General features: G+C 36.9%; 21 protein-coding genes, 1 tRNA gene and 1 pseudogene. 12 read left to right on the top strand and 11 right to left on the bottom strand.

The genetic code is table 11. The features are described from left to right. Nucleotides 1-49: 49 nt before the first annotated feature. The 4 genes from ruvA to AC4IF5_RS14885 all read right to left on the bottom strand — a co-directional run bounded on the left by ruvA (nucleotide 50) and on the right by AC4IF5_RS14885 (nucleotide 4,374). Complete coding sequence (gene ruvA / locus AC4IF5_RS14900; RefSeq protein WP_490735823.1) at nucleotides 50-634, bottom strand: Holliday junction branch migration protein RuvA; 585 nt, start codon at nucleotides 632-634, stop codon at nucleotides 50-52. A 237-nt stretch (nucleotides 635-871) separates the two neighbouring features. Next, nucleotides 872-3,157, bottom strand: coding sequence for an NADP-dependent malic enzyme (locus tag AC4IF5_RS14895; RefSeq protein WP_490735821.1), 2,286 nt, complete (start codon nucleotides 3,155-3,157; stop codon nucleotides 872-874). Between the two features lie 16 nt (nucleotides 3,158-3,173). Then, nucleotides 3,174-4,025 carry an ATPase gene (locus AC4IF5_RS14890; protein ID WP_490735819.1) on the bottom strand — a complete coding sequence of 284 codons (852 nt, stop codon included), beginning with the start codon at nucleotides 4,023-4,025 and terminating at the stop codon, nucleotides 3,174-3,176. 85 nt (nucleotides 4,026-4,110) lie between these two features. Next, nucleotides 4,111-4,374 (bottom strand): hypothetical protein, encoded by a 264-nt coding sequence (locus AC4IF5_RS14885; RefSeq protein ID WP_490735817.1) that lies wholly within the window; start codon nucleotides 4,372-4,374, stop codon nucleotides 4,111-4,113. Between the two features lie 363 nt (nucleotides 4,375-4,737). Here AC4IF5_RS14885 and AC4IF5_RS14880 point away from each other — a divergent pair, with 363 nt between their 5' ends. The 10 genes and pseudogenes from AC4IF5_RS14880 (at nucleotide 4,738) to AC4IF5_RS14835 (ending at nucleotide 16,063) form a co-directional block, all read left to right on the top strand. Continuing rightward, nucleotides 4,738-5,196 (top strand): GtrA family protein, encoded by a 459-nt coding sequence (locus AC4IF5_RS14880; RefSeq protein ID WP_490735815.1) that lies wholly within the window; start codon nucleotides 4,738-4,740, stop codon nucleotides 5,194-5,196. Nucleotides 5,197-5,199: 3 nt separating this feature from the next. Beyond that, nucleotides 5,200-5,928 carry a lysophospholipid acyltransferase family protein gene (locus AC4IF5_RS14875; RefSeq protein WP_490735813.1) on the top strand — a complete coding sequence of 243 codons (729 nt, stop codon included), beginning with the start codon at nucleotides 5,200-5,202 and terminating at the stop codon, nucleotides 5,926-5,928. 40 nt (nucleotides 5,929-5,968) lie between these two features. Continuing rightward, on the top strand, nucleotides 5,969-7,738 hold the full coding sequence (locus tag AC4IF5_RS14870; RefSeq protein WP_490735811.1) for an MFS transporter: 1,770 nt from the start codon (nucleotides 5,969-5,971) through the stop codon (nucleotides 7,736-7,738). Between the two features lie 94 nt (nucleotides 7,739-7,832). Further along, entirely contained in the window at nucleotides 7,833-8,789 is a 957-nt protein-coding gene (locus AC4IF5_RS14865) for a DUF3810 domain-containing protein (protein ID WP_490735810.1), read from the top strand. Between the two features lie 826 nt (nucleotides 8,790-9,615). Next, entirely contained in the window at nucleotides 9,616-11,127 is a 1,512-nt protein-coding gene (locus AC4IF5_RS14860) for a vitamin K epoxide reductase family protein (protein WP_490735808.1), read from the top strand. A gap of 94 nt (nucleotides 11,128-11,221) precedes the next feature. After that, complete coding sequence (locus AC4IF5_RS14855) at nucleotides 11,222-11,362, top strand: bacteriocin-like protein (RefSeq protein WP_490735806.1); 141 nt, start codon at nucleotides 11,222-11,224, stop codon at nucleotides 11,360-11,362. An 83-nt stretch (nucleotides 11,363-11,445) separates the two neighbouring features. After that, nucleotides 11,446-13,638, top strand: a complete 2,193-nt coding sequence (locus tag AC4IF5_RS14850; protein WP_490735804.1) for a peptidase domain-containing ABC transporter — start codon at nucleotides 11,446-11,448, stop codon at nucleotides 13,636-13,638. Nucleotides 13,639-13,855: 217 nt separating this feature from the next. Then, nucleotides 13,856-15,154: an HlyD family secretion protein gene (locus AC4IF5_RS14845; RefSeq protein WP_490735802.1), complete on the top strand. Its 1,299-nt coding sequence runs from the start codon at nucleotides 13,856-13,858 to the stop codon at nucleotides 15,152-15,154. 192 nt (nucleotides 15,155-15,346) lie between these two features. Further along, nucleotides 15,347-15,421: pseudogene (locus AC4IF5_RS14840) on the top strand (IS1/IS1595 family N-terminal zinc-binding domain-containing protein); the annotation flags it as partial. Nucleotides 15,422-15,445: 24 nt separating this feature from the next. After that, entirely contained in the window at nucleotides 15,446-16,063 is a 618-nt protein-coding gene (locus AC4IF5_RS14835) for a transposase (RefSeq protein WP_490735801.1), read from the top strand. Nucleotides 16,064-16,621: 558 nt separating this feature from the next. Here AC4IF5_RS14835 and AC4IF5_RS14830 read toward each other — a convergent pair. The 7 genes from AC4IF5_RS14830 to greA form a co-directional block, all read right to left on the bottom strand. Beyond that, nucleotides 16,622-16,695: transfer RNA gene (locus AC4IF5_RS14830), tRNA-Met, on the bottom strand. Between the two features lie 44 nt (nucleotides 16,696-16,739). Continuing rightward, nucleotides 16,740-18,032, bottom strand: coding sequence for a peroxiredoxin family protein (locus AC4IF5_RS14825; RefSeq protein WP_490735799.1), 1,293 nt, complete (start codon nucleotides 18,030-18,032; stop codon nucleotides 16,740-16,742). A 61-nt stretch (nucleotides 18,033-18,093) separates the two neighbouring features. Beyond that, nucleotides 18,094-18,309: a signal peptidase gene (locus tag AC4IF5_RS14820; protein ID WP_490735797.1), complete on the bottom strand. Its 216-nt coding sequence runs from the start codon at nucleotides 18,307-18,309 to the stop codon at nucleotides 18,094-18,096. A gap of 6 nt (nucleotides 18,310-18,315) precedes the next feature. Continuing rightward, nucleotides 18,316-20,265 carry a T9SS type A sorting domain-containing protein gene (locus tag AC4IF5_RS14815; RefSeq protein WP_490735795.1) on the bottom strand — a complete coding sequence of 650 codons (1,950 nt, stop codon included), beginning with the start codon at nucleotides 20,263-20,265 and terminating at the stop codon, nucleotides 18,316-18,318. Between the two features lie 74 nt (nucleotides 20,266-20,339). Next, complete coding sequence (gene clpX, locus AC4IF5_RS14810; protein ID WP_490735793.1) at nucleotides 20,340-21,527, bottom strand: ATP-dependent Clp protease ATP-binding subunit ClpX; 1,188 nt, start codon at nucleotides 21,525-21,527, stop codon at nucleotides 20,340-20,342. A gap of 66 nt (nucleotides 21,528-21,593) precedes the next feature. Then, the gene (locus AC4IF5_RS14805; protein ID WP_002981730.1) at nucleotides 21,594-21,983 is read right to left on the bottom strand and encodes an HIT family protein; all 390 of its coding nucleotides are present in this window, start codon (nucleotides 21,981-21,983) and stop codon (nucleotides 21,594-21,596) included. Nucleotides 21,984-22,040: 57 nt separating this feature from the next. Then, entirely contained in the window at nucleotides 22,041-22,511 is a 471-nt protein-coding gene (gene greA, locus AC4IF5_RS14800; protein ID WP_047373880.1) for a transcription elongation factor GreA, read from the bottom strand. A 109-nt stretch (nucleotides 22,512-22,620) separates the two neighbouring features. Between greA and AC4IF5_RS14795 the strand changes: the two genes are divergently transcribed. Continuing rightward, a complete protein-coding gene (locus tag AC4IF5_RS14795; RefSeq protein ID WP_490735791.1) occupies nucleotides 22,621-23,079 on the top strand; it encodes a hypothetical protein in 459 nt (152 codons plus the stop codon). An 8-nt stretch (nucleotides 23,080-23,087) separates the two neighbouring features. Further along, nucleotides 23,088-23,537 (top strand): D-aminoacyl-tRNA deacylase, encoded by a 450-nt coding sequence (dtd, locus tag AC4IF5_RS14790; protein WP_490735789.1) that lies wholly within the window; start codon nucleotides 23,088-23,090, stop codon nucleotides 23,535-23,537. Nucleotides 23,538-23,623 lie beyond the last annotated feature (86 nt).

Below are 23,623 nucleotides of genomic sequence, written 5' to 3'. Positions count from 1 at the left end.
ACGACAGGAACAAAAATATATTAAGATGCTTATTATTCGCCACCAAATGTTAAATGTTTTTTAAAATTTGTTTAACCAATTCTTCTACCGAGATGCTTGGATTTTGTTTTATTATTTTATCGGCAATCTTCTCGCTGGTACGTTTAGGAATCCCTAAAACTTCTAATGCAGATAACGATTCTTCCTTGATTTTATTATCCGCCAATACAGAAATATTCGCAGCGGGATCGCTGAATTTCTGTACTTTATCTTTAAGGTCAACAATAATTCTTTCGGCTGTTTTGGCACCTATTCCTTTTGCTTTTTGAATCAACGCGCTGTTACCGGAAAGTATTGCAGATGCGATCTCGTCAAGACTCAATGTAGACAGCAGAATAAGCGCAGAAACAGCCCCTACCCCGTTAACGCTTATTAACAGGTTGAACATTTCTTTTTCTGAACGTGTGTTAAAACCAAAGAGAAGATGGGCATCTTCACGGATGATCTGCTGAATAAATAAAAAGGTCTGCTGATTCAAAACCAGCGTCTGTGAGGTCATCAAACTGATTCCCACGTAGTAACCAACTCCTTGTACATTGATAACAGCGTAGGTAGGCGTAAGTTCTTGAACAGTGCCTTGTAAAGAAAATATCATTATTAATTTTTAAAACTCCCAAATATAGCAATTTAAACTAATTAATATTTTCATTTCAAGTGCGAATGATTTTTAACTTAAATTTTAAATAAGAATATAAGGAATTAACATAAAAACAAAAGACTCCATATTTGGGAGTCTTTTAGTATATCAAAACGGATTAATGCATCATTTTTAAATCAATAAAAATCTAAAAATAAAATTGATAATCGGTTATATATTTTTCATCCTGCTGATCTATTTTTTCTCTCTTCTCTGAGCGTCAAGTACTGCAATGGTAGCAAGGTTTACGATCTCGTCTACGCTTGAACGCATCTGAAGTACGTGTACCGGCTGTTTCAGTCCCATAAGGATCGGCCCGATGACCTGCGCCACCTTCATCCCTCTCAGAATTTTGTAAGAAAGGTTTGCACTTTCCAGGTTCGGGAAGATGAATGTATTGGCTGGCGTTGTTCCTAATTTTGAGAAAGGATAATCGCTCAGGTGATCTGCATTCATTGCGAAATCCGGCTGAATTTCACCGTCTACAACCATTTTAGGGTATTTCTCATGAAGGATGTTCACGGCTTTAGCTACTTTCTTGGAAGTTTCAGAGATCGCAGCAAAGTTTTCAAATCCAAGCATTGCAATTCTCGGCTCAATCGCAAATGACTTCACTGTAAATTCTGCCATCTTAGCAATATTTACAAGATCTTCTGCAGTAGGGTTCTGATTGATGGAAGTATCTGCAAAGAAAATAGGTTTCTTTTCAGACAGGATCATCATCATAGCCGCTACCTTATCTACTCCTTTATCTTTTTCTATAACTTCTAAAACGGGGCGTAATACTGAAGTATAGTTTTTAGAGAATCCTACGATAAGCCCGTCCGTATCTCCATGCTTAAGCATTAAAGGTCCGAAATAGTCTCTCTGACGAACATATCTCTTCGCTTTGTACTCATTCATTCCTTTTCTCTGGCGAAGCTTCCAAAGGGTTTCTCTGTATTTTTTCCTGTTTTCTTTCTGATCGTCATCGCTTGGATCAATAATAGGAACATCCAGAGTGATTCCGTAACGTTCCATTTGCGCCTTGATGTATTTTTTGTCTCCCAACAGGCTCGGATAAGCAATTCCCTCTTCATAAAGGATCTGAGCAGCTTTCAATACATTGTATTCTTCAGCATTTCCAAGGGTAATTCTTTTCGGATTGGATTTCGCACGGCTCTGCATCATTCTTACCAACCTCTCGTCTCTGCCCATTCTGTCTAAAAGCTGGTGCTCATACTCTTCAAAGTCATTAATGTTTTTTCTGGCAACACCACTTTCCATAGCTGCTTTTGCTACAGCACTTGATACTTTTGTGATCAGCCTGTTGTCGAAAGGTTTCGGAATGAAATATTCTCTTCCGAACTGTAAGTTCTGAACGTTGTATGCTAAGATTACCGCTTCCGGCACCGGTTCTTTTGCCAAATCAGCAATAGCGTGCACCGCAGCAAGCTTCATTTCTTCATTGATTCCTGTAGCCTGTACATCCAATGCGCCACGGAAGATATAAGGGAATCCTAATACGTTGTTTACCTGGTTAGGATAATCACTTCTTCCTGTCGCCATGATCACGTCTTTACGGGTTTCAAGCGCCAGATCATAGGCAATTTCCGGATCAGGGTTAGCCAAAGCAAATACAATAGGATTGTCATTCATACTCAGCAACATTTCCGGAGTCATTACGTTTCCTTTAGACAATCCAACAAAAACGTCAGATCCTTTCACGGCATCCTCTAATGTTTCGATATCTGTCTGGGCAATGAAATCCAGTTTTTCCGGAGTAAGGTTTTCTCTTTTATGGTTGATAACTCCCTTGCTGTCACACATCAGGACATTTTCTTTCTTCAGTCCTAAGGAGATATAAAGCTTGGTACATGCAATTGCTGCCGCCCCTGCTCCGTTCACTACCATTTTCACTTCGTCAATATTCTTATTGGCGATCTGTAATGAATTGATCAATGCTGCCGCAGAAATGATGGCTGTTCCATGCTGGTCGTCATGCATCAAAGGAATATTCAATTCCTCTTTCAGTCTCTGTTCAATATAAAATGCTTCAGGAGCTTTGATGTCTTCAAGGTTGATTCCTCCGAAAGTAGGAGCAATACCTTTTACGATTTCAATAAATTTATCCGGGTCTTTTTCGTCGATCTCAATATCAAAAACATTGATATCGGCAAAGATCTTGAATAGAAGCCCTTTTCCTTCCATTACCGGTTTTGAAGCTTCCGCCCCGATATCTCCCAGTCCAAGTACGGCAGTACCGTTAGAAATTACCGCTACCAGGTTTCCTTTTCCTGTATAATCGTAAACCGTTTCAGGCTTATCATGAATTTCCATACAAGGAACGGCTACTCCAGGGGAATAGGCCAGCGACAGATCTCTCTGGGAAGAGTGCGGCTTTGAAGGGATTACTTCAATTTTTCCTTTGGGTTCTGCTTTATGATAATCTAACGCGGCCTGGCTAAAGTTCTTTTCGTCGCGATTGTTGTTACTTGACATAAAATTTCGTTTTTTGTTAAAGGATATATTTAATGTGGTAATCTACTAAACTTTCAATTGGTTTCTGAACTACATGTCCCACATTTAAATGAAATTCTGCTGCTACAGAACGTAATATATTTTCATAATAATAAGCGATAGAGCCGATAAAATTAATCTCAGCATCTTTCGCTTCATGATAAGGGAGAACCTGGTATTCAAAGAAGCTTTTCATTTCTTCAAAAACCATATCTCTGAAATAAGGGTGATCCTTTCTTTCGATCACAAATTTGGTAAAATTGGCCAAATAAGCATTTGGTCTTGGAGTATGGTACATATTTTTCAATGCATCTTCTATGGTAAGCTGATAGTCTGCTTCAAATTCTTTGTGAAGATCTGAAGGCAGCTTTTTCATGAAATATCTTCGTACCAGCTGTTTTCCGATAGCACTGCCACTTCCCTCATCACCGATCAGGAAACCAAGTGAAGGCAGTTCTATTTTCAGTTGCTTGCCATCAAAAAAACACGAGTTTGAACCTGTGCCCAGAATGCACACGATTGCAGGTTTTCCGCTGTATGCAGCATACGCGGCAGCCATCAGATCTTCTTTTACGATAATCTCAGCTTTCCCAAATACTTTTTTCAGTTCTTCTTCTATGGTTTCGCAGTTTTTCTTTACTCCGCAACCTGAGCCATAGAAAAAGACCTTGGTAATTGAGTTCTTTACCGATATCAGATTGCTATTTTTCTGTATCTCCGGAGCAATAAGCTCTCTGTTGATAAAATTCGGATTGAAACCGATGGTTTCTGTTTTCAGAAAAACTTTCTTGAAGTCATCAAGTATCACCCAATCCGATTTAGTAGAACCACTATCTACAATAGCAACCATATTTTAGATTTTAATTTAAGGGTGCTAAATTATGAATTTATCTTCAATTAGCATTGAAAAACAACCTGGAAGCTGTCTAAAATCATTAATGCTTTATATTCGTTTTTTTTTCGTTGAACTGCAGAAGCCAATCTTCAATTTCATCTTCCAGATAGGAAGCCTGTAATACCATTGCATTGATAAAATCATCGGGAACGGGTTCACCGCTTGAGTTTTCAAGATTCCAAAGTTCATTGGACATATTTTCATACTCCGAGTACACTCTTTTGAAGCGGGAATTTTCTTTTTCAAGAGCTTCAATATTTTTCTGCTGAAGCTGGAATTTTCTGTATTTGTTTTGAGATTTCATACAAATATTATTATCGGTTAGGTCATAAAATGTGGAGTATATGCTCTTAAACACGCATTACAAGATAGAAAAAACCATCAACACAAGGAGTTGAAAATGAATTTATTATCAGGTCTTTATTACATCATTCTGAATATTAAATTTAGAAATAATTTTTATTTAAAAAAATATTTTAACAACTTTTTTCAGTGTTTAACATATAGTTATAAATTTGCATATTCATATTGTAAAGTTCAGCCATTATTAATGATTTAAAACCATTATTAATAGCCAAAAAACAATGGATTAGTTTCTTTTTCGAAATAAAAGTTTCTAATCATCAATACAATATGTGATATATTTTCAGGTTTTTATATTAATTGAATGAAAGAAATACTCATACGCCAGAAACAGGTTTTGTTCTTCATCATCGCAGGAGGACTGAGCGCCATTGTAGAAATCGGCAGCTTTAAGATGTTCAGCACCTACCTGCCCCAATTTTTTGGAAGAGAAACCAACTTTTATGGTGTGCACTACCCATTAAGTAATATTTTTTCTACCAGCTGCGGGATTATCACCAATTATTTTCTGAGCATCTGGTTTGTTTTTGAAAGGGGAAAACATTCAAAAAAAAGAGAGTTCGCTTATTTCATGGTCGTCTCTTTCTGTTCCACTTTACTCAGCTTAGGTTTCTTCCAAGTATTCTACAGTTTTATATTTAAAGATAATATCAATTTATTTTTTTATACCTTGAGTCCGGAAATGATCAGTAAAATTGCGGCAATATTACTGGTTTCCATTCTGAACTATTCGGTAAAAAAGAAAGTAATTTTTAACGGTTAAGCTGTGACAAAAATTTTAAATTATCTCTGGAGATTCTGGCTGCTATTGTTAGCATTTGTTTTGACGGTTACGATCGGGATCCCTGTTTATATTCTATCTTTTAATAAAAAACATTATCGATACGCTTATAAGCTTGTCCGTATCTGGTGCTACGGAATGTTTTACGGAATGGGATTCAGGTATGATCTCATTAACCTCTCCGAACAAAAAAAAGAAAGGGATAAGCAATACGTTTTCATTTCGAATCACACTTCCATTATGGATATTATGCTTACCTGTATTCTGTTTCCTCACCATCCGATCTGTTTTGTAGGAAAAAAAGAGCTTGTAAAGATCCCTATTTTCGGGACGATCTATAAAAGAATATGTGTAATGGTAGACAGAACCAGCGCAAGAAGCCGTGCCGATGTGTACCGAAGATGTGCCGAGAAGATGGAAGAAGGTAACAGTATTGCTATTTTCCCGGAAGGCGGAGTACCTGATGATACGTCTGTTATTCTGGATGATTTTAAAGACGGAGCTTTTATATTATCTTCCAAGCACCACTCTCCTATCGCTGTTTATACTTTTATCGGACTCAAGGAAATGTTTCCTTTTGAAAACAGTAAAGGGTATCCCGGGAGGGTAAAGGTTTATTTCAATGGAATTATAGAACCTGCCGACTCACCGAAAGACCTTAAAGAAGAGGCTTACCAGGTTATTAAAAAAACACTCACAGAGCATTCTATTTAAAAGAATTAATTATATTTGTTTGCGAAATTTTCAATAAAATATGTCAAAAACCAATCAGCCGACTAATTACCCGGCGCTGTACACACTTGTACTTGTATTTTTTTTCTGGGGATTTATTGCTGCCGGCAATAGTATTTTCATCCCTTTCTGTAAAAACTATTTTTCTCTTGACCAGTTTCAGTCCCAGTTAATAGATTTTGCTTTTTATACTGCTTATTTCCTGGGAGCATTGCTTCTCTTTATATTCAGTACCATAAAAGGAATTGACATTATCGGCAAATGGGGGTATAAAAAGAGTATTGTCTACGGGCTTTTACTCTCTGCCATTGGAGCAGCGATCATGATTCTCGCCGTTAAGAGCAATGTATATTACGGAATGCTTATCGGGCTTTTTGTGGTAGCATTGGGATTCTCTATCCAGCAGACCGCCGCGAATCCTTTTGCCGTTCTTCTTGGAGACCCTAAAACCGGAGCGAGCAGACAGAATCTTGCCGGAGGAATCAACTCTTTCGGAACATCGATCGGACCGATTATTGTAGGACTGGCCCTTTTCGGGACCACTGCTACCGTAGATGATGATCAGATCAAACATCTGGCCCTTGATAAGGTGATTTTACTTTACACAGCAGTAGGTGCACTTTTTTTAATTGCAGCAGGAATCTTTTATTTTTCAAAAAAGCTTCCTGACGGTATTTCTACCGAGCCTATGGAAAAGGCAGGGAAAGCAAGAAAAACATTAATTGTAATGACAATACTTGTTATTCTTTTCTTTATCCCTGTATTCAACAGCTACAATTCTGAAGAGGCAAAGACCATTGAGACATTGGGCAATGAAATAACAATGCTGGAAAAAGCTGCAGAAAAGGAAACAAATGCCGCAACAATCACTGCATACCAAACACAAATCACTGAAACAAAAGCAAAGCTGGAAACGGTAAAGCATCCTTTGGAGAAACAGAGAATGGTTTATCTGGGCGGTGCATTACTTGCTGTGATTATCTGTTTGATATTCGCAAATTCCAGTGCAAAGAAAAACGCTGAAGGCTGGGGTGCCATGAAATATCCACAGCTTGTACTGGGTATGATCGCTATTCTTGCCTATGTGGGAGTAGAAGTTGCCATAGGAAGTAACCTTGGAGAGCTTTTGAGCATGCCGGAGTTCGGTGGACATCAGTCTTCTGATCTGGCTCCCTATATTTCCATGTATTGGGGAAGTTTAATGATCGGAAGATGGACCGGAGCTATTGCTGTGTTCAACCTGAACAAGCAACAGCAGACCATCGCTACTATCATTGTTCCCTTCATCGCTTTTTCTGTGATTATCGGGATCAATACGATTGCCCAGAAGGATATGTCTCACCTGTACCTCTATGCAGTATGCGTGGCTATTCAGGTCATATTATTCCTGATCAGTAAAAACAAGCCGGCTGTAACCCTGATCATTTTCGGATTATTCGGAACAGCAGCAATGATTACAGGATTACTGACTACAGGAAACGTTGCGATCTATGCATTCCTTTCCGGAGGTCTTGCCTGCAGTATTATGTGGCCTTCCATCTTCACATTGGCAATCACCGGACTAGGAAAATATACTGCACAAGGTTCCGCATTCCTGGTTATGATGATCCTGGGCGGAGGTATTATCCCACCACTTCAGGGTAAACTTTCTGATATTATCGGCATTCACAGTTCATACATGATTCCTGTGCTGTGCTTTATATATATCACTTTATTTGCATATCTGGCTAAAAAATCTTTATTTAGACAGGGAATTAACGTTGACGTTTTAGAATCCGAAGGTGCTCACTAAGAATATACTACATATATATAAGAAGAAGAGATTTTGGGCAGGTTTATTACTTGCCCAATTTCTTTTGTTTTACTGTTTCTCTAAGTCATCGCTGATGATCCGTTTTTTTGAAAGTTTTTTTGAGCTTCAGAAAAAAATCCATCAGATGTTATTCAGCTGGCTTCCTTTTTCAATGGGAGATGTTATTTACATTGTACTGGGAATCTTTCTTTTGTTTTACCTGATTTCTTTATTCAAGAAAAGGATTAGAAGCAATGCTTTGCTAAAGTTGCTGATCATCATCAACATCTTCTATTTTACCTATCAGATTTTCTGGGGGATGCTGTATTTTCAGACCCCGGTCATCAAAAAGCTTTCAAGCCAGAAGCAACCGGAAATAGCCAGAGCTAAAGAACTTGCGCTCCGCTATCTTGAAAAATGTAAAACGACCCGGCAATCTGTACATGAAGATCACAATGGGGTATTCATCATCACCAGCCTTCAGGATGTACAAAAGGAAATTTTATATCAGCAGACAAAGCTGCCTCAATACATTTCAGATAAAAAAGCCCCACAGGTTCTGGCCATTAAACCAAGTCTATTCAAAAATATGATGAGCTTTACGGGTATTTTGGGATATTATAATCCTTTTACTGCGGAAGCACAGTATAATTCTGAGCTCCCCCACACTTTCATTCCTTTCACTACGGCCCATGAAAGTTCTCACCAGCTAGGTTTTGCCAGAGAACAGGAAGCGAATTTCGTAGGCTATCTACTGGGTGTCAATTCCAGCAATACAGATTTGAGATACAGCACGGAATTTTTTACTTTAAAAAGCCTTTTAAGGTTTATTGCGGATAATGATCCGGAGTTTGTGAAATCTGCTCTTAACAGCTATTCTCCTGCAATGAAAAGAGACCGTGCGTATGAGAAAAGTTTCATATACAGACATCAGGGCTGGCTGGATGACTTTTTTGGCTTCACCAATAACCTGTTCCTTAAAAGCAACCAACAGGAGGGTTCGGTCACTTATTCTTACTTTATAGATCTCCTGTTAAACTACGAAAAATAGGTATAAAAAAAGAATCGTATCAGGCGATACGATTCTAAAAACACAAATGATGAAAAAAAATTTATTACCTTGACTTGTTCCCTCATTCAAGGCGATGTAAAAGTACGACATATTTTATAAATACAAAAACATTTCTATTCTTTTTTAAAACTTTATGAAAACTTTATGATTTTTTAAGTTTTTTTGAGTTCGGATAGCAATAATATGAATCACAATCAAATTTCATATATTAACGCAGAATACCAATAAAAGTGAAGTTAAAGTAAAAATATAATACAAAACTCAATATTTAATTAAAAATAAAATATTCTTTTTATCTGGTTTTCTCCATGAATAAAAAATTGGAGTTATTTTTATTTCCAGCTAAAAATATTTCTAAAATTCGCTCTCACTTAATTAACCTGTTAGTGGCCCAATTTTTATCCTGAACAATTATTTTTTTGTATTGTCCGAAGGCTGATAATCCGGGTAGAATAAAAAGCAATCCGACATTATAATATGGGAAGCTTTTAAAATAAGATTAAAAACTTAAGCAGCTCTACCATCAGGTCATTCGATATAATTATATCGTTCCTTTTACCCCACAGGTGCCAGACTTTAACCATGAAAACCTTTAAATAGTCATCTGTGGGAAATGATGTAGACTGTAGAAACGTTTTAACACAGTTACATACCTGCACGTACAAGGAATTTTCAAACAAGATCCCACAAAATAAAATATTGAAAACCAAATCATATCTGCCAACTACCGTCTATATCTCACTGATAAAAGAAAAATTTTTTGGTATATTTAAAACATCTGTGTATTTTAGATAAAAATATTAATATGATTTTTGACAAACTAATTAACTATCTCAAACTTGATAAGCAGGAGTTCATTTTTCAGTTCAACTCTCATCCCAATTACCCGTCAGCATTGGCTTTTAGTGATACGCTGAACTTCATGGGAGTGAAAAATGACGCCTATGAACTTGACAAAGAATACTGGGATGAGCTTCCGGAAGAATTTATTGCAATTGTTGAAAATTCTTTCTCTTTGGTAAAAAAATCAGGAAGTAGTTATTCAGTGTATTCAGAAAAAGCAAAAACGTTTGATAAGGATGAGCTTTATAAGAAGTCAACGGACTTTGTACTTCTGTTTGAAAAAACGGAAAAAGCAGAAAGCAAAACAGCCTTCAATTTCAAGCCGGTACTTTACGGTATTTTTGCCGTTGTTATTGCCTATTCTTTTATCAGTCAAACCCTATATGAAGCCATTTTCAACCTGCTGTCCCTGGCAGGAGTATATATTTCCCTGGAAATTTTCAACCAGAAATTCGGAAACACCTCTACCGTTATCGGAAGCATATGCGGAGGAGGTGATGCAACCGCCCAGACTGTTAATTCGTGTGATAAAATTATTAAGCAGGATAAAACCAGCATCTTAGGTTTAAAATTTTCTGATTTTTCATTAATTTACTTTGCAGGGCTTGCCATATTGGGCTTATTTCTACCGGCAACCGCTTATATTGTAAAAGGATTTACTTTTGTTTCTGTACTGGCTATAGGATATTCCCTTTATATCCAGGCTTTTGTAGAAAAGACTTTTTGCAGAGTTTGTCTTTTAATCATTTCAATCCTTGCCGGGCAGCTGATTATAAGTATTTTATTCTTTCAAAATCCTTCTTTCGGAATTGGAGCTCTTTTACTGACAATTATTTTATGGGCACTTACTTTCTCTGCCGTGATCTATTTCAATACTCTTCTTGAAGAGAAAGAAAGCCTTCAGAAATCCAATGCTAAAAATCTCAGATTTAAAAGAAATTATGAGCTTTTTAAAAGCCAGTTACAGCAAAATGAAAAAATAGAATTTCAGGATACCCAAACATTTTCAGTGGGAAATAAAGAGGCAAAACTTCGTATTTCCATTGTTTCCAATCCATATTGCGGTTTTTGTAAAGATGCCCACAAACTGGCTGAAGGTCTTTTGGAAAAATATCCTGATGATATTTCATTACAGATGCGATTCAATTATACTCCTGAAAGAACACATGAAAAATACACACAACTCATTTCTGACCTTACCCACATTTATCATAGCAAACCGGAGAAAGATTTCCTGCATGCTGTAGAAACATGGTTTGAAACAAAAGATGAAGCAAAGGTCAATACCCTTTCAGGAGGAGCTCCAACATCGGAAAATCTGAATCCTCTTGTTGAAATGTCCGTAGAGAACAGTAATGCAGGATTAAGCTTTACACCGATCTTTATTATTAACGGGTATCAGTTCCCGGATAAATATGATCGTGAAGATCTTTTATTCTTTATTGATGAGTTAATAGACGATGAGGAAATTTAACAATTAAATCTCATCATTTGAAATTTCACTATCTTAGGAAAACAAAAACAGATATATAGAAAAGATCTGAAGTGCAACAAAAAAACTATTTATTATGAAAAATTTAAAAAAACTTTCCAGAGAAAGCTTGAGCACAGCGGACATCCCCCAGCGTGAAGCAAGCTATTGTGAATCAAAGACCAATCCCCCTAAAGAAGGGGCTATAGATGCCTGCAACAAATGGTGCTATGTATAGTCTGCCATTTTATTGAGTTAGAATTTTGAATACAATTAAAAATGTCGTCATCCATTGACGACATTTTATACTAAATATTAGTTTTGAAAAAATTTCCTTTTTATAAGCAACCAGACACTAAAGACTGTGGCCCTACCTGTCTCAGGATCGTAAGCAAATATTACGGCAAAAGCATATCGCTTCAACAGATCCGTAACCTTTCTGAAACGACCCGTGAAGGCAGCAGCCTACTTGGGCTGAGTGATGCTGCAGAAAACCTCGGCTTCCGTTCACTGGGAGTCCAGATCGACTTTAATACCCTCAAAGAAGAAGTTCCATTCCCTTGTATTGTACATTGGAATAAAAATCATTTTGTTGTCGTTTATAAAATTGATAAAAATAACAAAGTATACATATCAGATCCCAGCTACGGACTGATCACCTACACGAGGGAAGAATTCATCAAATTCTGGATCGGGGAAAATGCCAATGAAAATACAGAAGAAGGAATTGCGCTTATCCTGGAAACGACACCGTCATTCTTCCAGACCGAATTTGACAACGAAGAAAGTAAAGCCAGCTTTTCTTTTCTCTCCAAGTATCTCTTTAAATACAAGTCACTTGTTATTCAGCTTGCTGTAGGATTATTGGCAGGAAGTTTACTTTCATTGATTTTCCCGTTTCTTACCCAAAGTATCGTAGACGTCGGGATACAGAATCAGGATATTAATTTCGTCTATCTTGTCCTGCTTGCCCAGGTCATGCTCTTCCTCGGAAGAATGGGAATAGAAACCATCCGAAGCTGGATTCTTCTTCACCTTTCGGCCAGAATCAATATTTCCATCATTTCCGATTTCTTTATCAAACTGATGAGACTCCCTATCAGCTTTTTTGATACAAGAATGACCGGAGATATCATGCAGAGGATCAATGACCACCACAGAATAGAACAGCTTCTTACAAGCTCTTCACTGAATACGTTATTTTCACTGGTCAACCTGATTATCTTCAGTATTGTTCTGTTGCTTTATGATTACAGGCTTTTCGTCGTGTATCTTGTAGGGGCCATATCCTATATCGGCTGGATTACCTTTTTCCTAAAAAAAAGAAAAGAACTTGATTACAAAAGATTCTCTCAGGTTTCCCAGGAACAAAGTAAGGTTATAGAACTGATCAACGGGATGCAGGAGATCAAAATGCATAATGCGGAAAAGCAGAAACGATGGGACTGGGAATTTCTTCAGGTAAAATTATTTAAAATCAGAATAAAATCTCTCTCATTAGAGCAATGGCAATCGGTGGGAGGTAACTTTATCAACCAGATGAAGGATATCCTGGTGAGCTTCCTTTCTGCCAAACTGGTTTTAAGCGGAAACCTGACGCTCGGGATGATGCTTTCCGTGCAATATATCATCGGACAGCTGAACAGCCCTCTTCTACAGCTTATCGACTTTATCAAGCAAACTCAGGATGCCAAGATCTCCCTTGAAAGATTGGGGGAAATTCATGATAAAGAAGACGAAGAAGATAAGAATGAACAGTATGCTATGGAGATTCCTCAAAAAGATATTGAGATCACTGATATGTCATTCAGATATATCGGATCTGATGTTCCAGTTTTTGAAAACCTGAATCTTACCATTCCTTATCAGCAAACTACAGCGATTGTAGGAGCCAGCGGAAGTGGAAAAACGACATTACTGAAGCTTCTGATGAAGTTTTACGATCCCAATCAGGGCGAAATTAAAATCGGAAATACCAACCTGAAAAATGTTTCCCCAAGGTTTTGGAGAGATCATTGCGGAGTGGTAATGCAGGAAGGCTATGTATTTAATGATACGATAGCCAATAATATTGCTGTGGGCGAAGATCATATTGATAAACAAAAACTGAGACGTGCCGTAGAAATTGCCAATATCAAAGAATTTATCGAAAGTCTTCCGTTAAGCTACAATACCAAGATCGGAAATGAAGGAGTCGGGGTAAGTGGAGGACAAAAACAAAGACTCTTTATCGCAAGAGCCGTTTACAAATCTCCTGAATATATTTTATTTGATGAAGCAACATCAGCATTGGATGCCAACAATGAAAGGGTCATTATGGAAAACCTTGAACAGTTCTTTAAAGGTAAAACAGCAGTAGTCATTGCTCACAGGCTTTCTACGGTAAGACATGCCGACAAGATCATTGTACTGGATAAAGGAAAAGTAGTAGAGGAAGGCAGCCATGCAGAACTGGTAGACTTACGGGGAGAATATTACAGACTTGTAAGGAACCAGCTTGAATTAGGAAATTAATCCATATCCCAATGATCGGTACAGGAAAATTTAAAACTGTTATTTAGTATGAAAAATTTAAAAAAATTTCCAGAAAAAATTTGGTTTTTGTCAGTGGAATAATAATTCCGGACAGAAATTGCCATGTATTGTAGTGTCCTGGCAGTTGGATGCGGACATTTCTCCACCATCATGGTATGACGGGAATTACCCATTTGCTTAATTTTATTTTAGAAAAATGAAAGAAGACGTTTTAGACAATATTCAACTCCGCTCAGAAAGCGTACAGGATATTCTTACCCAGCCTCCACATTGGATGATACGCTGGGGAAACACCATTATATTTATTATTCTTCTGCTTATCCTGGCCATGAGTTACATCATAAAATACCCGGAATTTGTACCGGCTCCTATTATTGTGACTTCTCAGAACCCTCCTGAGAAAATAGAAGCAAGAATCAGTTCCAAAATTGAAAAAATATTCATTAAAGACCATCAGAAGGTCAAAAAAAATGAAGTATTGATGGTGATGCAGTCTGCTGCAAACTATAAAGACATCCTGGAATTGAAAAAAATAGTTGATTCTACCGCACCTAATCACTTATCATCCTTCCCGCTTTCCCGGGCTTCAAGATTTAAGCTTGGAGAGCTCCAGGGTGAATATAACAGCTTTGCCAAAGCATTTCAGGATGAAGAGCTATTTACAAGGCTACAACCCTATGCACCCGAAAATCTGGCAACGAATCAGAGCATTTCGGAATATAAGGTCAGAATGGCTACTTTAAAACAACAGAAAAACCTTGAATCATTAAAGTATGATCTTACCAAGAAAAACTTTAACCGATCTCAGGAGCTTTTCAATCAGGGGGTCATTTCCGCCATGGAGCTTGAAAACGAAAAGATCAAATATCTTCAGGCCCAACAAAACCTTGAAAACATTAATATTTCCATATCTCAGGCAGAAGAAGGAATGTCGAATCTTAACAAGACAAGGAGCGGAACTGCCATTAATACGGAAAAAGACAGAATTACATACTCATCGCAGACCTTACAGTTGTTTGAACAGCTTCGAAAGTCCTTAAAACAGTGGGAGCAGAATTATCTCGTCATATCATCTACGGATGGTATGGCAAGTTTTCAACAGTTTTTTGGTGAAAATCAGTTTGTAAAAAGCGGTGAGCCTATCTTATCTATTCTCCCGGAAAATAAAGAAAAATTAGTAGGCAGGATGTCTGTTCCTACTACAAATTCCGGAAAGATCGTTCCGGGAGAAAAAGTACTGATCAAACTTGATAACTACCGTTTCCAGGAATATGGGATCATAGAAGGAAAAGTACAGAATATATCCCTTATCCCGGATGAAAAGGGAAATTATTATGTAGATGTTATACTGCCAAAAGGATTAAAAACAAGCTACAACAAAACGCTTACCTTTGATAAAGAGCTTAGGGGCAGTGCAGAAATCGTAACACAGGACCTAAGGCTTATCGAAAGATTTTTCTATCAGATCAGGAAATTACTCGGCTACCAATCCTGATAAAGACCGTAACAATAAAATGCAAACCGCCTCATTGTGGAGGCGGTTTATTTTTTTAGGTTTAATAGTCAAATATAGTTGGTATAATTCTTTGTAACACCGATTATTACTGATCATATAGAAAGTTTATTGAACTTTGTTTCAATAAACTTTCTATATGCCTGAAAATTCAAAAAAAATCGTTGTTGGAGTTGCAGTAGTCTGGATGTGATTTCTTGGGGGAAACAGAATAATAAGCGTCGTTTTAAATGTAAAAATTGTGGCATTTATTTCACTTCTGAAAATAAATCTGTGAGTTTAAAGAACAAAGAGATTTGGTTTAAAAAATGGATTATCGGAAAGCAAACTTATGAACAGATTTCAGACGAATCCGGATATTCAGTCAGTACTCTTCAGCGGTATTTTAACACAATGCTCGGCAAAGCTCCCAAGCTAACTTACAGCCAGAACAAGGAGGTTTATCTGCTGATTGATGGTACTTATTTTTCCAATGAAATTTGTCTTGTTGTCTTCAGAGACAATGTTTTTAAACAAACACAACTCTACAGAATTACAGATGGAGAACATTATGAAGAGATGAAAGAAGATTTGGAAAACATTCTGAATTTGGGAATTAAAATTGGAGGAATAACCTGCGATGGCGATAAATCATTACTCAAGGCCATTCGTAAAGCCTGCCCGAAAGTTCCTGTTCAGCGATGCCTGGTTCATATTCAGAGAATGTGTAAAATATGGCTTTCTGCTTACCCGAAATCAAATGCTGGTTTTGAACTCCGTGAAATCGTTTGCAAACTTCACTTTATTGATAATGAATTAAAAAAACAATATTGGATAAAAGAATTCCTAGATTGGTTCGAAAAGCACAAAGATTTTTTAAACGAAAAATCATACAGCCTAGAAACAGGATGATACTGGTACACCCACAAAATGGTGAGAAGATGTTTTTCTGTTATCAGAAAGGCCTTACCAAATATGTTCACTTTCCTACAAAATCATAAAATCCCTAAAACAACGAATGGAATAGAGTCTTTCTTCGGACATCTAAAAGGGAATCTTAACATTCATCGAGGACTTACTAAAAGCCGAAGAAAAAAGTTTATACAATGGTATCTTTTCTACAAAAACAAAAAAAAATGAAGGTTTTTTTAGCCATAAAGCTGTTCCAATAATCTATGAAAAAAAGGATGGCAAAAACCATCCTTTTAAACTATTGTTTACAGCATTGATTGTATTGCTGATGAGTTGCTCCTCAGCATTGCTCATTTCCTCTTCCTATCAACTGCAAAATATTACGAATTATTTTTCTAAAAAACACCAACTATTTTTGACCACATTACCTTTTTTTATAAAAAGTAAATCCCCAATTTTTGCATCTGATCCCATGCATCTGATATTTTAATCGGCATTATTTAAAAGCAAAAATCCGTAAAATGTTTTTTAGTAAACATAGTACGGATTTTTTTATTGTAGCGAAGACGGGAATTGAACCCGTGACCTCAGGGTTATGAATCCTGCGCTCTAACCAACTGAGCTACCTCGCCGTTTTGGTGGTGCAAATATAGAAAATATATTTTAACCACCAAAATTATTTTAGCTTAAAATATTCCAAAACATCCCCCACATGGTCTGGTTTGCTGATTATCTTATTGTTAGAATCTACAATAAAATAGGTAGGAGTTGCATGAACATTGTACGTATCTATGTAAGAACTGTTCCATCCTCTCAATTCTGAATCATTGACCCAAGGAAATGCTGCGATCTTGCTCGTATAAGAATTTTTATCCACATCCAGAGATAAGGCAATAACCTGAATATTTTTTGTTTTAAGATCATTATATTTTTCCAAAAGCTTCGGAAGTTCACTTTCGCAATGAGAGCAGGTAGATGACCAGAAAACAATCACCTTTTTATCTGCTTTTATATCATGTAAAGATTTCGCTGTAGTGTTAGTGGCTGACTGGAACTTATTATTAGGAAAAACAGCACCTATTTCAACGTTAGCATTAGATTTCAATGTAGAAGCAAGCCTGTCGTTGATCGTACATTTAAGGTTCTTGGCAAGTGTCAGGTATTTGCTTTTGAATTCGTCCATCTGATAAACATCAAAAATATCGATCAGTTCTGACAGAACAGTCTGCCCTCTTGGAGTTTCAACTTTCAAACGGTCTAAAAGTTTATCTACAGAACCGGTAACATTGGTATTCCCTCCTGAGTTAAGATAAGCAACCAATACCGGTCTCAATAATGAAGAGCTTTCCAGCATATCACCGGATTTGTCCAGAAAGTTGACTATTTCGTCCTGATTTATTTTTTTGGATTGATCAGACTGATTTCCTAAAAACTTGCTGTAATTGGTATTATAATAGGCTATGAACGGATGCTTTGCCGCATCAATAGAAGTAGAGGTACCGGAAAGCCTGTCGATCTCTGTTTTCAGCGCTTTTCCGAAATCAGTATTGTCTTTGTAATATTCTTTGATCTGAGCCAGCGCCGGGAGGATAAGCTCTTTCTTTTGTGAGCCCTCCTGCTGTTTGCTCATCAATTCATTCGCTTCATCCAGATAGATGACATCTTTAACTTTATTATTCTGGATGTCCAGTTTAAAGTTTACATTTTTATTCTCAGAAATGAAGCTTACTGTATTATTGGATCCCGGGAAATAGACTTTCATCATTCCCATATAGTTAGTCGGATATTTAAAAGTCCATGTATTATTTTTACTTTGTTCTTTTGTAACAATAATATCTTTTGAACCGTTTAATGTATATAGAATGGCATCCTGATCTTTAAATTCTGCCGGAGTCTGAACTGTGACTGTAAATTGAGCCTGCAAAGCAAATGCAGCTAAAACTGCAGACAATGTATAAATCTTTTTCATAAAGTAAAAATAAAAAAACTCTCTGACTAATCAGAGAGTTTGCTATTATTTTAATAAAATTTTATGCTTTTTGACTTTTATACTTTTTAGTAAAGAATACGATAAACATAATTGCGATCACTGAAAGTGCATAAACATACATGTCAATTGGCGAAGATGGTGCTCCTGTACCGTCACCACCACCACCTCCTCCTCCAGGGATTGGTGGAGCTGCCTGAACATATAGTATTGCAGCAAAAAGAAAAAGAACGTATGTTAATTTATTAATAGTTTTCATATTTGTTTATTTTAAGATTTTAGTATTAACAGTTTCACCCTTATCAGAAACGATTTTTACAACATATGAATTTTTAACAGAGCCATCAAGCTCGATTACAAAATCCCTGGATGCATCAACCGCTTTTTTAGAGATTACCAGTTTACCGCTCATATCATAAACTTCAATATCTGCCTTCTTCCATTTTGGATCAAATCTTACAATATAATTTGTAATTGATGGATCGTATACCACCAATGTTCTTGAAGGCGTTACTACTTTTTCTTCTTTTTTCGCTAAGGTAGCATCATTAGGTGCTCCATAATATAAATTAGCTTCATCTCCTGTAACAGTGACTACCTCTCCCTGTTTAGCTTCTATCAGATTTCCGTTAGCCGCTTTGTAGTAGAATCCAATTCCAGAAGAAAGCTGATGAGCACCTGCAGGGATTAACACTGCATTTTCTCTGATCTCGAATTTATATTTTTTAACTTTATCTACATGGTAATTTACCAACATAACATTCTTACCCTGGAAATTACTTTCATTCGCTTCATTAATATACAACCAATAGTTTGTATAATTATTATCATACCCTCCGTTCAGTGATTCTTCAAAAGTACCAATCATATTTTTACCTGCAGAAGCCTGAACAGTTGTTGCGACAGATGTCTGATGTCCCGTTGTTGATTCAGGAGACACTACGTAGTATGTTCTTGAAATTTCTTTTCCATTAGCATCAAGACCAATAACACCAAGCTGTTTGATGGTACCTTTACCAGTCTTTTGAGTAGTCCTAGCTGCTGTTACATTATAATCAGTACCTTCAGCTCTGGCAGTTTCCTTAAACCTTCTTAAAGTATTAAAGTTTAAAGTTTGGAGCGTATTATCTCTCAACTTTATTTTGAAAGTCTGCATAGGTTTAATAACGACCAAATCTACGTCTCCCACCGGAGCTACACCGTTACCTGTAGGCTGATATGTTACAACTTTAGAATCGGTTGCATATGTAGACCCTGTTGGCAAAGTGTGAATAGTACCTGGATCATACTGAACTCCCCAAATATTTGTTACTGCATTTCCATCCGATATTCCTCCTTCGTCATATCCGATTTTAGATAAATCAATATTAGTAAGGAATGGATTTCCGAACTGGTACCAGTTTTTACCAAATGTTCCGGTCCATGGGCTTGCTGTAAATTCAAATAAGTCGTCAAGATATGTATTATATTTTTCGTTATAGGCATTATTATTATTACCATTAACTCCAAAATTTACATTTCCTGCATTCTGTAGGTTTGTAGCACTAGCAAATTGTGCATAAGGTGCTCCGTTAACCGCAAAAACATCTCCTGAAGCAGGTGCACTTGGATTCCAATCATTATTTGTAACTTTCAGCATGTAGTCACCAGAACCATCGATGGTAGTAGTTGCTAAATTTGTAAAGTGATCGGATACTGCATTAGTATTGTGCCATTTCAAAATTGGATTACTGTATCGTCCAGTATTGAAAGTTTTACCAAGTTCAGTAGATAAAGAACTTAATGCTTTACCATGGAAAGGTAAGGCAATGTGTTGGAAATAATTACCATTCCCCTGGCTTGTAGTTCTGTACTCTTTAGTTACAATACCAGTAATGTTGGATTGGGATAATCCGTCAATGTACAATTGGCCGTAAGTAGAAGTAGCAAAACTCGCCGGAGTATTTAGCCTCAAAACAATATTCCCACCATCAGTTTTATCTGCACCTCCGGCATCAATTGTTTTAAAAGCATCTGCGGTTGTACCTACAACCATCATGTTTCCGTGCAAATCCAAAAGACCATTACCTCTTGTCTGCACACCACCACCGCTATAAACTAGGGTGCCTTCGCTCACATACATATTAGCGTTAGTGTCTACGTGACATAAAACATTCTGCGCCTGAACAGAATAGCTAACGGCTAAAAGACCTATAGCAAATAAACTTTTTCTCATTGTATAAATTATTTGTGTGTTAATACAATCTTCACCCGCAAAGGTATTATTTTTTTCTTAAAAAAAAAAACATTTTATCTATTAATCAAAATATTATCTTCTGTTAATATAATTTCCTTTTCCTCTCCGATTGAAAACATATAGTCTTCCAAAACTTTTTCCGTGGTACCTCTAAGCCCTCTGGCGCCCAATCCTTTTTCAATAGTTTCTTCAACAATTCTTTCAATTGCCCCGTCGGTAATTACCAAATTCGTGCCATCCATTTTGAAAAGTTCCACAAATTGGTTCACAATTGAATTTTTAGGCTCTTTCATAATTCTTACCAGCGTCTCTTTTGTGAGTTTATCGAGGTAAGTGATGATTGGAAATCTTCCCAAAAGTTCGGGAATTAATCCGAAAGAACGAAGATCAATCGCATTAATATTTGTTAATATATATTCGTCTTCATCTGTCTTATTGATTTTTTCAGAGCTGAAACCAATAGCCTGTTTGTTCATTCTTCTTTCAATAATCTCCTTGATACCGTCGAAAGCTCCTCCGGCGATAAACAGGATATTCTGTGTATTGACCTGGATATATTTCTGATCCGGATGTTTCCTTCCTCCCTGTGGTGGTACGTTTACAATACTTCCTTCCAGCAGCTTCAGCAACCCCTGCTGCACCCCTTCTCCGGAAACATCTCTGGTAATACTTGGGTTATCTGATTTTCTTGCGATCTTATCGATTTCATCAATGAAAACAATTCCTTTTTCTGCCTTTTCCACATCATAATCTGCTACCATCAATAGCCTTGAAAGGATACTTTCAACATCTTCCCCTACATATCCGGCTTCTGTCAGAATAGTAGCATCCACGATACAGAAAGGAACGTTAAGCTCTCTGGCAATAGTTTTAGCCAGCAGGGTCTTTCCTGTCCCCGTCTCACCTATCATAATGATATTTGATTTTTCAAGCTCTACTTCTCTGTTTTCATCCTGAGCGTGAAGCAATCTTTTATAATGATTGTACACGGCTATCGAAAGCTGCTTTTTAGCCTGATCCTGCCCGATCACATACTGATCAAGAAATTCCTTGATCTCTTTCGGTTTTTTAAGCTCATCCATACTGTCCGCAGGAGAATATCCTGTTTTGGAAGCGCTGTCTTTCACAATAGCATGTGCCTGCTCTATACAATTTTCACAAATAAAACCATTCTGCCCGGAAATCAGCATCTGCACTTCATTTCTTTTTCTGCCGCAGAAAGAACATTGGTTGGAATTCATATTATATAATAATGTAGTACGTTAAAGAAAATCGTAAAAAATTACTTTTTTACGATTTTCTGGTTTTTAAGAATTAATAATTGAGTTTTGAATCTCTGTATATTCTTCGTTCGTTAATTTTAATCTTTCATTTCTAAAGTTCATGTCTTCCATCTTGTTCAAAGGGATCAGATGGATGTGGGCATGAGGGACCTCCAGCCCTACTACCGCTACTCCTACTCTTACACATGGAATCGCAGTTTTGATCTTCTTGGCTACCTCCTGGGCAAATCCCCAAAGGTTTTTATATTCTTCACTTTCAAGATCAAAAATCAAATCCACTTCTTTTTTCGGAACAACCAGAGTATGTCCTTTCACCAAAGGCATTGCATCCAGGAATGCTATAAAGTTTTCATTTTCTGCAATTTTATAAGAGGGAATTTCGCCGTTGATGATTTTTGTGAATATAGTGCTCATTTTATCAGAAGTTAGAGGTTAGATATTAGAAGTTAGAAATAGAAAGGGAGTACCAGACTATAGTGAGATGTCTAATACTTCGAATGACAGTTTGTTTCCGTTAGGTAACGTAATTTCTGCCGTTTCACCTATTGCTTTACCTAAAAGTCCCTTGGCGATCGGTGTATTTACAGAAATTCTTCCTGTTTTAAGGTCACTTTCGTTATCCGGTACCAATGTAAATACCTGCTCCTGCTTAGTCGCATTGTTTTTAAGTTTCACTGTTGTTAAAATAGAAACCTTTGACGTATCTAATTGGCTTTCATCTATAATTTTAGAAGTAGAAATAACATCTTTCAGCTTGGAAATTCTCATTTCAAGCATTCCCTGAGCCTCTTTAGCCGCATCATATTCTGCATTTTCAGACAAATCTCCTTTGTCTCTTGCTTCTGCGATCTGCTGAGTAATTTTTGGTCTCTCCACAGTTTCTAACTGTTCCAGCTCAGCTTTCATTTTCTCTAGGCCCTCCTTAGTTACATAGCTTGCCATAATTTTCAAAATTTAGTTTTAGTATAAAAAAATAATCCGACATTTGCCGGACAATGTTTTCGTGTTGTAATCGTTTAATTTTTACAAATATATAAAAATTTAAATTGAAATGAAAAAAACTTTTTCAATCTTATCTATTTTCACCTTATTGATTTTCAGCAATTTAACCATAAACTCGTGCGGAAGCAGAGAAGATACCGTGAACTGCTTTCCCAATAGTCCTATCAATGTAACGATCAATCTAAATACCATGCCGTCCTATAATGCATTGAATTATGACAATGGCTGGGTATATGTAGATCAGGAACAATCAGGAACAAGAGGGCTGATCGTTGTACGTGTTGGAAATTCATTTAAAGTATATGACCGTAATGCCCCTCATCTATGTCCGGACAACGACACTACTCTTGAGGTAAAAGACAATATTGCGATCATATGCCCAAAGGATAACACAAGATGGATCTTAAGGACCGGCCAGCCGGAAGCTGGCGGAAAAACATCTCTCCCTCCCAAAACCTATCCTTACAATTATGATCCGGCAAGCAAAACTTTAAATATTTATTATTAGAAATAAAAATGAAGATCGTTATACAAAGAGTCTCTAAAACCAGTGTAAAGGTAGACGGCAAAACTGTAGGTGAAATAGGGAAAGGATTAATGCTGCTGATAGGTATTGATGAAAATGATGAAAAAGCAGATGCGGACTGGCTTGTACAAAAGGTATTAAATCTAAGGATCTTTGGGGATAAAGATGACAAACTTAATCTTTCTGTAAAGGATATTTCAGGGGAAATTCTTTGCATCAGCCAATTCACATTAATTGCAGACTACAAGAAAGGAAACCGTCCCTCCTTTATCAAAGCGGCTAAACCGGATAAAGCCGTTCCATTGTTTGATTATTTTAAAGATGAAATAGCAAAATCCGGACTCAAAACCGAAAGCGGAATCTTTGGTGCGGATATGAAAGTGTCCCTGATTAACGATGGCCCTGTCACCATTGTCATGGATTCCATTACAAAAATGTGATCTTACATAGATAGACATGATATTACTGTCTATGCCATTAATTCTCCTGATCAAGACTTAAATTCACGGTTATATAGCCTTTTCTG

It is taken from the genome of Chryseobacterium sp. UF-290 (assembly GCF_058245615.1).
The sequence above is the reverse complement of the archived record's forward strand: the minus strand, read 5'-3'. Positions and strand labels throughout refer to the sequence as shown.

Coding starts and splice junctions, on each gene's coding strand:
- ruvA (WP_490735823.1), bottom strand. CDS start 634: ATGATATTTTCTTTACAAGGCACTGTTCAAGAACTTACGCCTACCTAC.
- AC4IF5_RS14895 (WP_490735821.1), bottom strand. CDS start 3,157: ATGTCAAGTAACAACAATCGCGACGAAAAGAACTTTAGCCAGGCCGCG.
- AC4IF5_RS14890 (WP_490735819.1), bottom strand. CDS start 4,025: ATGGTTGCTATTGTAGATAGTGGTTCTACTAAATCGGATTGGGTGATA.
- AC4IF5_RS14885 (WP_490735817.1), bottom strand. CDS start 4,374: ATGAAATCTCAAAACAAATACAGAAAATTCCAGCTTCAGCAGAAAAAT.
- AC4IF5_RS14880 (WP_490735815.1), top strand. CDS start 4,738: ATGAAAGAAATACTCATACGCCAGAAACAGGTTTTGTTCTTCATCATC.
- AC4IF5_RS14870 (WP_490735811.1), top strand. CDS start 5,969: ATGTCAAAAACCAATCAGCCGACTAATTACCCGGCGCTGTACACACTT.
- AC4IF5_RS14865 (WP_490735810.1), top strand. CDS start 7,833: ATGATCCGTTTTTTTGAAAGTTTTTTTGAGCTTCAGAAAAAAATCCAT.
- AC4IF5_RS14860 (WP_490735808.1), top strand. CDS start 9,616: ATGATTTTTGACAAACTAATTAACTATCTCAAACTTGATAAGCAGGAG.
- AC4IF5_RS14855 (WP_490735806.1), top strand. CDS start 11,222: ATGAAAAATTTAAAAAAACTTTCCAGAGAAAGCTTGAGCACAGCGGAC.
- AC4IF5_RS14845 (WP_490735802.1), top strand. CDS start 13,856: ATGAAAGAAGACGTTTTAGACAATATTCAACTCCGCTCAGAAAGCGTA.
- AC4IF5_RS14825 (WP_490735799.1), bottom strand. CDS start 18,032: ATGAAAAAGATTTATACATTGTCTGCAGTTTTAGCTGCATTTGCTTTG.
- AC4IF5_RS14820 (WP_490735797.1), bottom strand. CDS start 18,309: ATGAAAACTATTAATAAATTAACATACGTTCTTTTTCTTTTTGCTGCA.
- AC4IF5_RS14815 (WP_490735795.1), bottom strand. CDS start 20,265: ATGAGAAAAAGTTTATTTGCTATAGGTCTTTTAGCCGTTAGCTATTCT.
- clpX (WP_490735793.1), bottom strand. CDS start 21,527: ATGAATTCCAACCAATGTTCTTTCTGCGGCAGAAAAAGAAATGAAGTG.
- AC4IF5_RS14805 (WP_002981730.1), bottom strand. CDS start 21,983: ATGAGCACTATATTCACAAAAATCATCAACGGCGAAATTCCCTCTTAT.
- greA (WP_047373880.1), bottom strand. CDS start 22,511: ATGGCAAGCTATGTAACTAAGGAGGGCCTAGAGAAAATGAAAGCTGAG.
- AC4IF5_RS14795 (WP_490735791.1), top strand. CDS start 22,621: ATGAAAAAAACTTTTTCAATCTTATCTATTTTCACCTTATTGATTTTC.
- dtd (WP_490735789.1), top strand. CDS start 23,088: ATGAAGATCGTTATACAAAGAGTCTCTAAAACCAGTGTAAAGGTAGAC.